The sequence below is a fragment of the Vibrio ostreae genome (genome assembly GCF_019226825.1).
Taxonomy (GTDB): domain Bacteria; phylum Pseudomonadota; class Gammaproteobacteria; order Enterobacterales; family Vibrionaceae; genus Vibrio; species Vibrio ostreae.
The window spans coordinates 1,128,863-1,143,602 of the sequence record NZ_CP076642.1 but is presented as its reverse complement, the minus strand read 5'-3'; the positions used below and the strand labels follow the sequence as shown (position 1 = coordinate 1,143,602).

General features: G+C 50.4%; 13 protein-coding genes. 7 read left to right on the top strand and 6 right to left on the bottom strand.

Going from position 1 to position 14,740, the window contains the following annotated elements; translation table 11 throughout:
* Positions 1–122: 122 nt before the first annotated feature.
* The gene (nhaD, locus tag KNV97_RS04930; RefSeq protein ID WP_218561677.1) at positions 123–1,562 is read left to right on the top strand and encodes a sodium:proton antiporter NhaD; all 1,440 of its coding nucleotides are present in this window, start codon (positions 123–125) and stop codon (positions 1,560–1,562) included.
* Here nhaD and KNV97_RS04925 read toward each other — a convergent pair.
* Positions 1,533–2,057 carry a methylated-DNA--[protein]-cysteine S-methyltransferase gene (locus KNV97_RS04925; RefSeq protein ID WP_218561676.1) on the bottom strand — a complete coding sequence of 175 codons (525 nt, stop codon included), beginning with the start codon at positions 2,055–2,057 and terminating at the stop codon, positions 1,533–1,535. The genes nhaD and KNV97_RS04925 overlap by 30 nt on opposite strands.
* A 34-nt stretch (positions 2,058–2,091) precedes the next feature.
* Positions 2,092–3,462 (bottom strand): AlkA N-terminal domain-containing protein, encoded by a 1,371-nt coding sequence (locus KNV97_RS04920; protein WP_218561675.1) that lies wholly within the window; start codon positions 3,460–3,462, stop codon positions 2,092–2,094.
* 271 nt (positions 3,463–3,733) lie between these two features.
* Here KNV97_RS04920 and KNV97_RS04915 point away from each other — a divergent pair, with 271 nt between their 5' ends.
* Complete coding sequence (locus tag KNV97_RS04915; RefSeq protein ID WP_136487028.1) at positions 3,734–4,171, top strand: DoxX family protein; 438 nt, start codon at positions 3,734–3,736, stop codon at positions 4,169–4,171.
* Positions 4,172–4,312: 141 nt separating this feature from the next.
* Here KNV97_RS04915 and KNV97_RS04910 read toward each other — a convergent pair whose 3' ends face one another.
* Positions 4,313–5,197 carry a LysR family transcriptional regulator gene (locus KNV97_RS04910; RefSeq protein WP_168797045.1) on the bottom strand — a complete coding sequence of 295 codons (885 nt, stop codon included), beginning with the start codon at positions 5,195–5,197 and terminating at the stop codon, positions 4,313–4,315.
* Positions 5,198–5,347: 150 nt separating this feature from the next.
* Here KNV97_RS04910 and KNV97_RS04905 point away from each other — a divergent pair, with 150 nt between their 5' ends.
* Both KNV97_RS04905 and KNV97_RS04900 read left to right on the top strand, forming a co-directional pair.
* Positions 5,348–5,707: a DUF413 domain-containing protein gene (locus KNV97_RS04905; RefSeq protein ID WP_218561674.1), complete on the top strand. Its 360-nt coding sequence runs from the start codon at positions 5,348–5,350 to the stop codon at positions 5,705–5,707.
* Between the two features lie 85 nt (positions 5,708–5,792).
* Complete coding sequence (locus tag KNV97_RS04900; protein WP_218561673.1) at positions 5,793–7,784, top strand: flavohemoglobin expression-modulating QEGLA motif protein; 1,992 nt, start codon at positions 5,793–5,795, stop codon at positions 7,782–7,784.
* Between the two features lie 169 nt (positions 7,785–7,953).
* Here the strand turns inward: KNV97_RS04900 and KNV97_RS04895 are convergent, their stop codons facing one another.
* Positions 7,954–8,205 (bottom strand): DUF3081 domain-containing protein, encoded by a 252-nt coding sequence (locus KNV97_RS04895; protein WP_136487019.1) that lies wholly within the window; start codon positions 8,203–8,205, stop codon positions 7,954–7,956.
* Between the two features lie 320 nt (positions 8,206–8,525).
* Between KNV97_RS04895 and nagB the strand changes: the two genes are divergently transcribed.
* Positions 8,526–9,326 carry a glucosamine-6-phosphate deaminase gene (nagB, locus tag KNV97_RS04890; RefSeq protein WP_218561672.1) on the top strand — a complete coding sequence of 267 codons (801 nt, stop codon included), beginning with the start codon at positions 8,526–8,528 and terminating at the stop codon, positions 9,324–9,326.
* Positions 9,327–9,378: 52 nt separating this feature from the next.
* Here the strand turns inward: nagB and KNV97_RS04885 are convergent, their stop codons facing one another.
* On the bottom strand, positions 9,379–9,789 hold the full coding sequence (locus KNV97_RS04885) for a bactofilin family protein (RefSeq protein WP_136487015.1): 411 nt from the start codon (positions 9,787–9,789) through the stop codon (positions 9,379–9,381).
* Positions 9,693–10,640, bottom strand: a complete 948-nt coding sequence (locus KNV97_RS04880; protein WP_218561671.1) for a M23 family metallopeptidase — start codon at positions 10,638–10,640, stop codon at positions 9,693–9,695. The genes KNV97_RS04885 and KNV97_RS04880 overlap by 97 nt, the downstream gene beginning before the upstream one ends.
* Before the next feature lie 922 nt (positions 10,641–11,562).
* Between KNV97_RS04880 and KNV97_RS04875 the strand changes: the two genes are divergently transcribed.
* Together KNV97_RS04875 and KNV97_RS04870 are read left to right on the top strand one after the other, a co-directional pair.
* Complete coding sequence (locus KNV97_RS04875; protein ID WP_218561670.1) at positions 11,563–13,455, top strand: PTS mannitol transporter subunit IICBA; 1,893 nt, start codon at positions 11,563–11,565, stop codon at positions 13,453–13,455.
* Positions 13,456–13,552: 97 nt separating this feature from the next.
* A complete protein-coding gene (locus KNV97_RS04870; RefSeq protein ID WP_136487009.1) occupies positions 13,553–14,698 on the top strand; it encodes a mannitol-1-phosphate 5-dehydrogenase in 1,146 nt (381 codons plus the stop codon).
* The last annotated feature ends 42 nt before the right edge of the window (positions 14,699–14,740 follow it).

Sequence of the window (14,740 nt, the reverse complement as noted above, 5' to 3'; positions counted from 1 at the left end):
CTCAAACCCCGCATGCGCGGGGTTTTTTATTGCTTTTACATCAGACAGATAGAGCTATCTCACACTCACGCTGAAAATTTGCTTCTAAAATTTGGTTACTTTCTATCAGTCGGAGAGCTGCCATGTCCCTTTTCAGGCCGGTATTGATTCTGTTGACACTCCTGTTCTCTGCGCAAAGCCTTGCCTCCACCGAACCCGGCGCTTCCCTCGCCCTCACTCAATCCGGGATTGGTTATACCGCTCTGGCGCTGTTTACCGTCGCGTATATTCTGGTGATGCTGGAAGAGTACCTGCAGCTGCGCAAATCCAAACCAGTGCTGCTGGCCGCAGGAATTATCTGGGCCATGATTGGCTATGTATACCAACAGCATGGCGCGACAGAAGTCGCCCAAAAAGCACTGGAATACAACCTGCTCGAATATGCCGAGCTGCTGCTGTTCCTACTGGTCGCTATGACCTACATCAGCGCAATGGAAGAGCGACGCCTGTTTGATGCGCTGCAAGCCTGGATGACCAGCAAAGGATTTAACTTTCGCGCCCTGTTCTGGCTCACCGGTTGGCTCGCCTTCTTCATTTCACCGATCGCCGATAACCTGACCACCGCCCTGCTGATGTGCGCTGTGGTGATGAAAGTGGGCGGACAAAACACTCAGTTTATCAACCTCGCCTGTATCAACATCGTGGTCGCGGCCAATGCCGGTGGCGCATTCAGCCCGTTTGGTGACATCACGACCCTGATGGTATGGCAGGCCGGTCACGTGGCGTTTATGCAGTTTATGGATCTGTTTCTGCCTTCGGTCATCAACTATCTGCTGCCGGCGCTGGTGATGTCCTGGTTTCTGCCAACCGGCATGCCAGATGTTATTCATGAGCATGTCGAGCTGAAACGCGGCGCACGTCGCATTGTCGGGTTATTTATGCTGACCATCATCACCGCTGTCAGTTTTCATGCCCTGTTCCACTTCCCGCCGGTGATGGGCATGATGATGGGCCTGGCCTATCTGCAATTTTTTGGTTACTTCCTGCGTCAAACGCTGGCCGGTTCATTGGCTAAAAAAGCCAAACGGGCCATTGCCAACGGCGATGAAGCTGCGTTGCGGAGGCTGGGCTCAGTGGTGCCGTTCGATGTATTCCGGCGTATCTCCCATGCCGAATGGGACACCCTGCTGTTTTTCTATGGTGTGGTGATGTGTGTTGGCGGCCTGAGCCTGCTCGGTTATCTGGGGCTGATCTCGGAGCTGATGTACAGCCAGTGGGATCCGATGTGGGCCAATATCAGTGTCGGGGTACTTTCCTCGATTGTCGATAACATTCCGGTCATGTTTGCCGTCCTGACGATGGAACCGACCATGTCGATCGGAAACTGGCTGCTGGTAACGCTCACGGCCGGTGTGGGCGGCAGCCTGCTGTCTATCGGTTCCGCGGCCGGAGTGGCCTTAATGGGCGCTTCGCACGGCAAATACACCTTTATCAGCCACTTAAAATGGTCGCCGGTTATTGCGCTGGGCTATGTAATGAGCATACTCGTGCATTTATGGCTTAATCAGGCGCTGTTTGCCTGAACATTGCCAGCTTGCAGTTGGGTGATCAATGCCCTCTAACTCGAGCAGATACGCTTTGCGCTCCACACCCCCGGCATAACCGGTCAGTTTGCCGTTTTTACCAATCACACGATGACACGGTACAATAATCGAAATCGAATTTTTGCCATTGGCCAGCCCGACCGCCCGTACGGCTTTCGGGTTATCGATCGCATCAGCCAGTTGCTGATAACTCCGGGTCTCGCCAAAAGGAATGGTGCCCAGTGCCTGCCAGACCGCGCGCTGGAACGGCGTTCCGGTCGCCGCCAGCGGTAAATCAAACTCACGGCGCTGGCCGGCAAAGTATTGATCGAGCTGACGCATGGTTTCCACCAGAAGAGGAAATGCCGGATTACACTCGCCCAGCTCATCCGGCTGAGTGGTCTGGGTACTAAACCAGGCACCGAGCAGTCCCTGCTTAGAGGCTTGCAATGTCATCGTCCCAAGCGGACTTTGATAATGGGTATATTGATGCATATTACGGCTCCTGCCATCAGATAAAATGAAACAATCACTGGTTCCAGCATTGGAAAGTGGCGTAGCTGCCCCAGGGGGCAACCCGCTCCGCGGTCAATCCGGGGTGCAATGCCAGCGCTTTTTTGACAATCAGGTCCCCGCTCAGAAAGCAGTTAGTGTCGGACTGGCCACGTAATCGCGCATAATCCACCGTCCAGGGACCAATGCCTTTCAGGGCCAGCCATTCATCGACGGCTGCGTGCGGATTTTGCTGCACAAAGCCAGCTAAACGGGAAAGCGTCTCTTTGCGACTTTGCGGCATACGCAGGAAACTTAAATCTGCACTGGCCACTTGCTGTGGGTCTGGAAAATACCACGGACGCGGCTGACGGTAATTGAGCGTTCTCACTAGCAGGTTGAGTTGACCGATCGCCGCTTTAATAGATACCTGCTGCCCCAGAACGGCACGCACACCGGCTTCCCAGGGACTCCACACGCCGGGTATCCGCAGTCCAGGGTGAATCACTAACTCAGGGGCTGCCTTAGCAAGCTGGGCTTCAATCGCCACCATATCCGCATTGAGATCAAACACCCGCCGCCAGATACTGACCAAATAACGCAAATCCCGCAGCGATTCGAGTTCAAATTCAATCTCCATATGGGTATCGGATGCACAACGCGCGGCGAACCAGGCGCGGCTGCCATTGAGCATGACATGGCGCTGATAACGATCAGCCTGCACTTGTTCGATGCCGTCTATCGCCCGTAGCTGATAAAACGCCAGCATATGCTGCCAGTCAAACGGACCACGGTAAGCCAGTGACACCGTATTGGTGGCACTGGCGCTGCCCGGTTCACGCCGCACCTGACTCGGCGTCAGGCGCAGACACTTCTGAAACGCATCATTAAAGCGCCGCGTGCTGTTAAAGCCACAGGCAAACCCGATATCTGTTACCGACAAATGGCTGTGATGGAGCAACTGCTTGGCAAACATCAGTTGCTGATACTGGGCATACTGTTTCGGTGACATTCCCAAATAGGTTTTAAACAACTGGCGCAAATAGCGTTCACTGATGCCGAGCCGTTCCGCTAAATCTGCCAACGATTTGCCCTGCAACGCGCCATGATCAATCAGGCTGATCGCACGCTGGAAGGTCGTTTCGGTTCCCTTCCACGCCCATGATGCGGGCGCGCTATCCGGGCGACAACGCAAGCAGGGCCGGTAACCAGCCTGCAGAGCCTGTGCCTGATGGGCAAAATATTCCACATTCTCTTCTTTCGGCAATGTTGCCGGGCAAATCGGCCGGCAGAAAATACCGGTCGATTTCACCGCGATATAGAAACGACCATCAAAACGCGCATCGCGGCTCATTCGCGCCCGTTGGCATTGCTGAGGCGTCAGTTTAGTTTGGCTGTACAGAGTCATGATTCGGCTTCCTGATACGATATGTCCAGTGTACGACGCACCACACGGAAAACTAGCCATTTTCGGCACTGAATGATCAAAACGGAAAATAACCGATCTCACCCGCAATCTATTAGCCACTGAAAGTCATTCAATTTTTTTGAACTAGTATGTCGATCTAAAGCCACTATCAAAATTGCCTGGCTCATCTAGAATTACTCCATCGGCACGCAGAAAGACTTGAGCGCTGTACACACTTATTTCACATTATCGAATGTTAAGGAACACGACAATGAACGCACTATTAAAAAAACTGATGAGCACTAATGCAGGTTTTGCCCCACTGGCACTGCGTATCCCAATCGGGATCATTTACATGGCCCACGGCTCACAAAAACTGTTTGGCTGGTTTGGTGGTTACGGCCTGGAAGGTACAGGTCAGTGGATGGCTTCAATCGGTATCGAACCTGGTGTTCTGATGGCGTTTCTGGCCGGTAGCGGTGAGTTCTTTGGTGGTCTGTTACTGCTGATCGGTCTGCTGACCCGCCCTGCCGCGTTTGTCACTGCCTTTGCGATGATTGTCGCTATCCTGAGCGTTCACATTGGTAACGGTCTGTTTATTGCCAACAACGGCTACGAATTTGGTCTGGCTCTGCTGGCAGCAAGTGTATCACTGCTGATTTCAGGTGCCGGTAAAGCGAGCCTAGACTCAAGCATCAGCCAAAAATAACGCTGGTGGTGAAACTTCGCGTTGGCACGGGGTTTTATATTTCTAATCCTTGTTGTCTAGCTGAATAATAAGAAACGGGGCGAGTTGTTAACTCGCCCCGTTTTTCTATTTACACGTTTTCTTTTTACCCATCAATCGGGCTTAATTCACTTCACCCGCTTTCTGCAAGCTGAATGCGGTCAGCGGATCAATGTTTTTAACCAAACCTTCAACCTGAGTAATCGCGTCAACCGATGAACTGTTTTTACGGTAGCTCAGGTAGATCGGACGATGCCAGTCTTCGACCCCGGCGACACGATGCAATTGGCCTGAATTCAGGAACGGTTCCACCACTGAAGCGGGCATGTAAGCACTGCCACCTTTTTCCAGAATAAAATCCAGTGCAATGCGCGCCGTTGAGGTGCGCAGAAACGGTGCAGGCGCTTTGGGGTGCCTGTCAGCGTGTTCGGATGCAAAACGTGAGCCCCAGTCGACATAGACGTACCTGTTGTTAAACACGCTGTCTGCGGTGTCCGGACGGGTCGAAACCATCACCAGCACCAAATCGGCGACTTTCTTGCACTGTAGCTCTTCTGCTTTGATCTGGTCAAACGCAAAGCCCATATCCAGGGTACGTTCCAGCAAATTACGGCTCAGCTGCTCACGCCCCATCACTTCAGCCATAAAGCCATAACCGCTGAAAGCGTCAGTGATCACGCTCAAGCAGTTTTGCAGATAAGCATCCCAGATGTTGGGCGTACCGCCAATCGTCAGTTGCAGCGCTTTCCCGTTATCCAGCGACAACTCAAATTTTGCCTGTTGCAAGGTCGCGACCATCACTTCAGCGTAGCTGACCAATCGTTCACCTGCCGAGGTCAGTTTGATGTTGTTCCGGTCACGGGTAAACAGTTGGGTATCGAAATAATTTTCGAGTTGTTTAATTCGCGCACTCACCGCCGCCTGAGTCAAATAAAGATTCTCTGCGGCCCGGCCAAAATGGCGTACTTTGGCCAATTCAAGAAAGGTGCGAAAGACTTTTACGTCCATATTGAATCCTCTGATATTCCTCGTGAAGATTAACAAGGAAGTACAATAATGACGATAAAAAATTTTTGTTTTTCTTTTCTGGATTTTACGCCTAACTTTCGCCGTGAACCACGGCAACGTAATGGTAGCCAATAGACACACGAGGTTGACATGTCTGAGACAGTATTTCGTCTAGGAAAAAAACATTTTTTCGATACTAAGAAATTCCCACGAGGCTTCGCGAAATCTGGTGATTTCACTCTGGGTGAAGAAAACCTTCTGACCCAATATGGTGACACCATGCTGGGTCTGGAATCCGGCGTATTACAACCAGAAAACGCTGAAGAGCAGCGTTTCCTTCAGGTACTGGATAATCCGGATCTGGCCGAAAGCAAAATTGAAAAGGTATGGATGAAGTATGTCCGTCTGTCGCGCGGTCGTAAGCGTTTCCACACGCTGAACGGTCGTAACAAGCCAGATGCGGCAGACGACTATACCGATGATGAGCCAAGCCTGACTGAAGAAGACTAATTTAGCGGGGCTTTGTCGTTACCGCAGCCCCTGTTTCTCACTGACGTTTTCTCACTAACGTTGACGTCTTCTTTAAGGGTCACCCATGGCCAACCCGGTTTCTAAAGTTTACACTTTGGAAGAGATGCTCTCGCTGATTCAGCGAGGGCAACCTTTTTCCGGCGAGCTCGACTCCGCCGGCTGTTTTATCAAGATAGAACAATATCTGCCGGTGGTGTGCACCGCCATTCATGCAGGTAACCGCCTTCGCGCCGAATTGCAGCCCCTGTGCCAGCTTTCCGCTGCGCAGCGTCGTCTGGAAGAGGCGCCGTTTTCCGACCAACTTATCGCCTCCCAGCCCATCACGCTCTGGAGTCTCGACTCGCGTTTTGAGTACGACCTCAATCGTGCCCGCACGCTGAGCACACGCTATAAGTCGGCCTGGAAGCGACCACTCAATGATCGTCAGCGCGCCATCAGTCACGAAAAGCACGCCCAGTTTTACCGCTTGTATGAAGCGCTGATTGCCAAGCTGGAATCCATGTTTGGTATGGTGATTGTGTTCGACCTTTATACCTACCAGCCGACGTCGACCGAGCCGTCCGCGCCGGTATTTAATATCGGCAGCGCACAAATCGATATGCAGCGCTGGGGTAATGTGGTCAAACGCTTTACCAGCGAGCTCGGCAAAATCCAACTGCCGCACATCGAGAGCGATGCGGCAGTTGATGCGGTGTTTGAAGGGCGCGGCTATCTGATAGCGCATACCAATGCCCATTTTGACCGCACTCTGGTTTTGCCGACCGAAGTGAAAAAAGTGTTTCTTGATCCCGACAGCGGCACCGTGTATCCCTTAGTACTCGATGCAATGAAAAGCGGCCTCAAGCAGGCATTCAGCGAAACCAGCGCCTATTTCCAGCGCCGCCATAACCGGCGTCGTACCACCAAAGCGAAAATGCTCAGCTCGTCGATTGAACCGGCGGTACTGGCTATCGACAAAGCGCTGTCCAAGCTGACGCGTAAAGTTGAGACACTCAAGTACATCAACCCGACCAATATGACCAGTGAACGTAAACGCTTTGATGCGGCGCCAAGCCGCTACCAGCCGGACTTTCGCTACAAGCAGTTACCGATTCACGCCAATGAGTTTAAACACAAGCTCTATCAGTTGCCGATCGACACCATTTCCGATCCGGATCTGAAACAGCTGTACAGTTCAGTGGTGAATAAACTCAGTGAAAAGATAGATCTGCTGACCAGTATCGGCCAGGACAGTTTTCTGTATAACTCGCTGCGTTTCTATGGCCGGCCGGATGCCAATGCCATCAGTAATGCCCAGTTCCTGCTCTATGCCAAAACGCTGCCGGAAGAAAAAGGCCCGCAGTATACCGCAGAGCAGGCCGCCGAAGTCATGCTGCAGGCCGCAAAAGCGTGGGGCATGAAATGCAATGTCACGCCGACCGCCTCGCTCGCAGCGCGTGCCATGGTAAGCGGTCAGAAACCGCCGACCCTGTATCTCAACAGTAAAGTGACCTTCTCGCATGCTGAAGTACAGCGTCTGATTCAGCACGAATTGGGCGTACATATGGCGACCACATTCAACGCGCGCAGCCAGCCTTTGCGTATTTTTTCGATTGGTCTGCCGGGAGCAACGGAGTCGCAGGAAGGTCTGGCGATTTTAGCAGAGTACAAAGCGGGCTACATGTCACATGATCGACTGCAAACACTTGCTACCCGCGTGCTGGCAGTGGATTCTATGCTCAAGGAGCAGAATTTCTATCAGACCTTTGATTATTTGGTCGATGAACTGGGCCAGGATCGTGACAGTGCATTTGTCACCACGACACGGGTGTATCGCGGCGGTGGCTTTACCAAAGACCACCTGTATCTGGAAGGATTTCTGCATACCCTGTCCCAGTCACAAAAACGCAGTATAGATAACTTGCTGGTGGGTAAATGCAGCCATGAATATCTGGATTTGATTGATGAACTGGTTGAGCGTGGCTGGTTACTAAAACCAAAACATCGCTACGATGATAAAGGCGTGGAGCCGGAACCGATTCTCAAGTATCTGATTGACTCGTTGCGCCACCGTTAATCCCTGCGGCTGTTAAACGCAGTTAAGCAGCATACCGTCAGGCATCATCACCGTGTACCTAATCTTTCTCCCAAAGCCCCGCAGCGCAAAGTGCCCGGGGCTTTGTTTTACTGCGCACAACCCATTTTTGCTTCTCAGAACAAATGCCGCTCCGCTTTACGACTTCGCATCACTTTCCCAGCATCGCGACTTTCTTGAGGAAAGAGTCACGCAAATGCTCCTGATCGTACTCAAGATGATAGGTATTGTGGAATCCGACTTTCAGCTCTACCCCGTTCCCGCGCAGGTAGACGTTATAGCCGTCATAATCTGAGAACGCTTCAATACCCTCATAAATTTTGCCATATTCGGTTGGGGTCCCGTTCGCCATAACCTTTTCATAAGCGTGCAAAATTTTGGTCGGGTCTAGTTCATTTTTCATCGCTACCGCTCCGTTATTCTGGTTCATATCAAGTATGGATAACGATTGTGTGCTTCGCCAATCCAACCCGGCAAAACAGTCACAACACGCACATTTAATCGAACTTATTTTTACTTGTGAAATTTCACACACGAAAAACAAAAGTTAATGCATAAAAACCGATGGACAGGTTCAACAACGTGCTATTTACGAGCAAAAAGGTAAACATGAAAACATTAATGACAATTTTCGTCTAAAAGGATAGCGAAAAACCAATACTTTTTTTATACTGTGAATTAACCAAGTTCATCACAGCTAATTTTTGCAGTAAGGGTTACAACATGAGACTGATTCCATTAAACAACGCTGCCCAGGTCGGTAAATGGGCTGCCGCACACATTGCGAAACGCATTAATGATTTCCAGCCGACAGCGGAGCGTCCTTTTGTTCTCGGCCTGCCAACCGGTGGCACACCACTACTGACTTACCAGGCACTGATTGAGCTGTATAAAGCCGGCGATGTCAGCTTCAAACATGTGGTAACTTTCAATATGGATGAGTATGTGGGTCTGCCAAAAGATCACCCTGAGTCATATCACTCATTCATGTACAACAACTTCTTCAATCATGTGGATATCCAGCCACAAAACATCAACCTGCTCAACGGTAATAGCGATGACCACGATCTGGAATGTCAGCGTTACGAAGAGAAGATCAAATCTTACGGCAAAATTGATCTGTTTATGGGCGGCGTGGGTAATGACGGTCACATCGCGTTTAACGAACCGGCTTCATCGCTCTCTTCACGTACCCGTATCAAGACCCTGACCCACGATACCCGTATCGCCAATTCACGCTTTTTTGACGGGGATGTCTCACAGGTACCTAAGTATGCGTTGACTATCGGTGTCGGCACGCTGCTCGATGCCAAAGAGGTGATGATTCTGGTGACCGGCCATAACAAAGCGCTGGCACTGCAGGCCGCGGTTGAAGGCTGTGTCAACCACTTGTGGACCGTATCCGCGCTGCAACTGCACGCCAAAGCTATCATGGTCTGCGACGAACCGGCGACTCAGGAACTAAAAGTAAAAACGGTAAAATACTTCTCTGAGCTGGAAGCGGAAAACATTAAGGGCTTTTAAGCCGGATGGATGACAAATACACCAAGCCCCGCCAAAGCGGGGCTTGTTTTTATCAACCTTCTGCAGCGACTTTAACTTCGCTGATGTCGACCAGCTCAGCCACTCTCGGCTGGGAAGCCGAGTGGGTAACGCCATTAAAACGGCCGCCCTGTTCAATACTGAGATCATCGCTGTAAATATGGCCGTTGACACGTCCTTTGCTCAGGATCTCAATTTTGTCAGCATGACAGGTGCCCTCAAACTCACCATTAATGATGACATGTTCGGCAATGATATCGCCGCTGACATAGCCACACTCACTGATGACCAGGGATTTCTCAACCTGGATCTGACCTTCGATTGAACCATCAACCTGAATATTACTTTCTAACCGGAGTTGTCCACTAATTGAGCAACCCTTTGCGATGAGAGTTGTAGCTGAGTGCTGACTCTTAGCTCGACTTTGTTTACTAAAGATTCCCATCGGATACCTCTTACTTTGCTGAAGACCGACTCGAACTCATTGACGCCCCAATCGACAAAAGGTCTTGGGTCTAATGAGCGGCCGACAAATCGAATTTCATAATGTAAATGCGGACCCGACGAGAGGCCGCTATTACCGGAATAACCTATCAGATCACCTTTCTGGATAAACTCCCCGCTTTGCACGGCAAACTTACTCAGGTGTGAGTAAGAGCTGGTAAAGCCATAAGAATGTTGCAGACGCAGAAAGTTACCCGAGCCTTTATTGCTCGGCCGGGTGACCAACACCACGCCATCCGCCGGCGCATATACCGGAGTGCCGATGTTGACCGCAAAATCCTGGCCACGGTGAAACTTCACGTTCCCCGTTACCGGATGAACCCGTTTACCATATCCTGACGAAATTCTGGCTTCGTTAACAGGCGCACCACTGGGGATTTGGGTTAACATCACCATTCTGACTGAAGAGGTGATCGCGGCGGCATCCAGGCGTGATTCCAGCTCGGCACCGCTGTCATCAACACCAAGGACTTTTTCCAGTTCGCCGAGACGATCAGACACCAGCTGCATTTTTTCTTCACGTTCCAGCAGGTCGCTTTCCAGATTGTGTTTGAGCGATTTGAGCGAGACGACTTCTTCATTGAGAGACATCGACTGGCTTTCCAGCTCCTGTTGTTTCAATTTGGCAAAATCGACTTCGCCGACCAGATAGTAAATCGCACCGCCGGTCGCCAACGCACCACAGAGCAGAGCGTAACCTGCCCCTTTGAGGCAGTGTCGATACCATTTGCCAAGATGAAAGTGTCGTGTTCCGTGAATAGACGAAACCGAAACAATGACGTTTTCTTTCATGTGCAAATTCTAATTGTCATTATTGAAAGTGGCAGAATACTAGCAAGGAACGGTCATTGACTGAACTCTTTACCCCTGACGCACTGCGCCACTTCCGCTGTTATTGTTCAGTTTGAGAAGCAGCGCAAAAACCGTTCACACCGTCAACCAAACCCTTTAAATTCAGATTAATAACTGATTAACACTCTTACTGATCTCACAACCCGCTTCCTGCCCGCTCAACCGGCATTGGCTGGTTTAGGGTTCGTGGTGCATCGACTAAGCAGAGCTTGCGGCCACTCTTTTACAGGCGACCCATTTCCGGCACCGATTTAATCGCCTGCCGATACAGGCAAGCGAGCAGAAGATGAGCCAAAACCGTTCCACACCTGCAAACAGCCTCTCGCTTTTTGCTCGCTGTGCTCATGCCGCGCCCAGAGCCTGTCATAGGCCATTGATGAATTAATGAACACATCAAGTATGGTGGTTGCGATCGCTGTAACTTGCCTGTCGTAATTTCGTATCTAAATTACATTTTCATCAACAGGATTATTGCCTATTTATTTCGACTTTTGAAATAAATAGTAATGAGTGATGTAGATCACTTAGCGTTTTTAACCAAGCTAATAAACAAATCATTTCGTGATCTTCGTCACTTTATTTTTATTTTATAAAATATCACAAATGTGACACCAAGCATCAAAAATACATTGCAAAACTTAATTACAGTGTTTTGTAGCAAAATTACATCATAATTAAATGATCATGATCACTAAAAAAGAATTTGGATAACCCTAATTTGGTGATCCTTATCACTAAAAACCCGCCCTACATGCCGACTGAAATTTGTGTGTTAGATTAATTGTGTACTCATTAATCAACGGTTTTTGGCGAAACCGTTACAACAACAAAATTTCATCAGAACATCGAACGGGGAAAACATATGTTATCACCAGAAGCGAAGGTCAAGGTACAGAATTTTGGCCGGTTCCTGTCCAACATGGTAATGCCGAACATTGGTGCGTTTATCGCCTGGGGTTTCATTACCGCATTATTTATTCCAACGGGTTGGTGGCCAAACGAAACACTGGCATCCATGGTTGGTCCTATGATCACTTACCTGCTACCACTGCTGATCGGTTATACCGGCGGTAAAATGGTTGGCGGAGATCGCGGTGCGGTCGTCGGTGCTATCACCACTATGGGTGTTATTGTAGGTACCGATATCCCTATGTTTATGGGTGCAATGATTGCAGGCCCTCTGGGCGGTCTGGCGATCAAAAAATTCGATGCGGCTATCCACGGTAAAGTGAAAAGCGGCTTCGAAATGCTAGTCAACAACTTCTCAGCAGGCATCATCGGTATGCTGTGCGCGATCATCGCTTACCTGGTTATCGGTCCTGCGGTGAAAACGCTGTCAACCGCACTGGCTGCGGGCGTAAACGTTCTGGTTGATACTGGTGTCCTTCCTCTGACTTCCATTTTTGTAGAGCCAGCGAAGATTCTGTTCCTGAATAACGCGATCAACCACGGTATTTTCTCACCACTGGGCATCCAACAGTCTGAAGAAATGGGTAAATCTATTTTCTTCCTGATTGAAGCAAACCCGGGTCCGGGCTTAGGTCTGCTGCTGGCTTACATGATGTTTGGTAAAGGCAGTGCGAAACAATCCGCTGCAGGTGCTTCTATCATCCACTTCCTGGGCGGTATCCACGAAATTTACTTCCCATATGTTCTGATGAACCCGCGTCTGATTCTGGCCATGATTGGCGGCGGTATGACCGGTGTATTCGTTAACGTGATGTTCAACTCTGGTCTGGTTTCACCAGCATCACCGGGCTCTATTTTTGCCGTGCTGCTCATGACGCCTAAGTCAGCCTTCGTTGGTGTGATTCTGTCGGTTATCTGCTCTGCAGCAGTATCGTGTGTGATTGCCTCTCTGCTACTGAAAACTCAGAAACAGACAGCGGACGATGACGACTCGCTGGAAAAAGCGACCAACCAGATGCAGGGCATGAAAGCGACGTCGAAAGGTCAGAGCGCTCCGGCCGCAGACATCGATATGGCAAACGTACGCAAAATCATCGTCGCGTGTGACGCAGGTATGGGGTCAAGTGCAATGGGTGCCAGCTTGCTGCGCAAGAAGGTCCAAGCCGCTAACCTGAACATTGATGTTACTAACCTGGCGATTAACAGCCTGCCTGGCGATGTGGACATCGTTGTTACCCACCGCGATCTGACGGACCGTGCCCGCCAGCATGCCGCCAACGCGTACCATATTTCGCTGACCAATTTCCTCGACAACTCCCTGTACGACAGTCTGGTTGCCAAGCTGATGACAGCCATGGACAGCGGTAACAAGCAGGAAGAGGTTGTGCAAGAAAGCACAGCTGAGCAAGGCGGAACACTGAAACTGTCCAACGACAATATCTTTCTTGGCCTGCAACCAAAGAGCAAAGAAGAAGTGATCAAGTTTGCGGGTGAGCAACTGGTGAAGCTGGGCAACGTCGAGCCTCAATATGTGCAAGGTATGCTGGAGCGCGAAAAACTCGTGTCGACCTACCTGGGTGAATCGATTGCGGTCCCTCACGGCACTATCGAAGCCAAACAGTATGTGAAGAAAACCGGCATTGTTTTCTGCCAGTTCCCGGATGGCATCCAGTGGGGTGAAGAGGAAGACGATATCGCCAAAATGGTGATTGGTATCGCCGCTCAGGGTGATGAACATATTCAGGTTATCACTGCCATCACCAACGCACTGGATGATGAAGAAGCCGTCGAGTTACTCAAGAGCACCACCAATCCGGACGATGTGCTACGGATTCTGAATGGCTAACTCCTAACCACAGCCATGCTCCTTTAAGACGAAGGCCGGTCTCCCCCGACTGGCCTTATTTATTAGATTGCTAATTTTATTGGGTGGAAGAACAGTTATGAAAGCGTTACATTTTGGCGCCGGCAACATTGGCCGGGGATTTATTGGTAAGCTACTGGCAGACGCAAATATTCACGTCACCTTTGCCGATGTCAACGACGTGGTGGTTCAGGCACTGAGCGAGCGTCACGAATATCCGGTCAAAGTGGTGGGTGAGACTTGCGTAGTGGAAACCGTGACCGGTGTGGATGCGATTAACTCAACTGACGCAAAGATTGTCGACTCCATTGCAGAAGTTGATATCATTACCACCGCTGTCGGGCCGACCGTGCTGAAAATCATTGCAGGCACCTTGGCTCAGGGTCTGGAAAAACGCCTCAGTCAGGGTATCACTACACCGCTGAATATCATCGCCTGTGAAAACATGGTACGTGGTACCAGCCAGCTGAAAGAGGCGGTGTTTGAAAAACTCTCCGCACAAGCACGAGCCGACGTTGAAAAACGGGTTGGCTTTGTCGATTCGGCCGTAGACCGCATCGTACCACCGGCAGAAGCCGGTGAGACCGATCCGCTGGCCGTGACCGTTGAAACCTTCAGTGAATGGATTGTCGACGAAACTCAGTTTAAAGGTGAGATTCCGGCTATCGCAGGCATGGAACGCACTGATAACCTGATGGCCTTTGTTGAACGTAAGTTGTTTACGCTCAATACCGGCCACTGCGTTACCGCCTATCTTGGTTGCCTGAATGGTCATAAAACCATTCGTGAAGCGATTGAAAACCCGCAGATTCGTGCCGAGGTTAAACAGGCAATGCAGGAAAGCGGCGAAGTGCTGATTCGTCGGTACGGCTTTGATAAAGACAAACATGCCGCCTACATCGAGAAGATTCTCGGTCGCTTTGCCAACCCTTATCTGGTGGACGAAGTGGACCGTGTAGGCCGCCAGCCAATCCGTAAACTGGGTGCCAACGATCGCCTGGTGAAGCCGTTACTTGGCACCATCGAGTACGGCGTGGACAACCAAACATTATTAAAAGGCATTGCGGCCGCGCTGAAATACACCAACGACAGCGACCCGCAAGCTGTAGAGTTGCAGCAATCTATCCGTGATCAGGGTGTGCGTAAAACACTGGCACATTACACTGGCCTAGATGAACACAGCGTGGAAGTAGAGACCGTTGAGTCGTTATACAACCAGCTTTGATGATGCAGCTAGATTGGAGGGCAGTTTGCCCTCCTTCCTGAG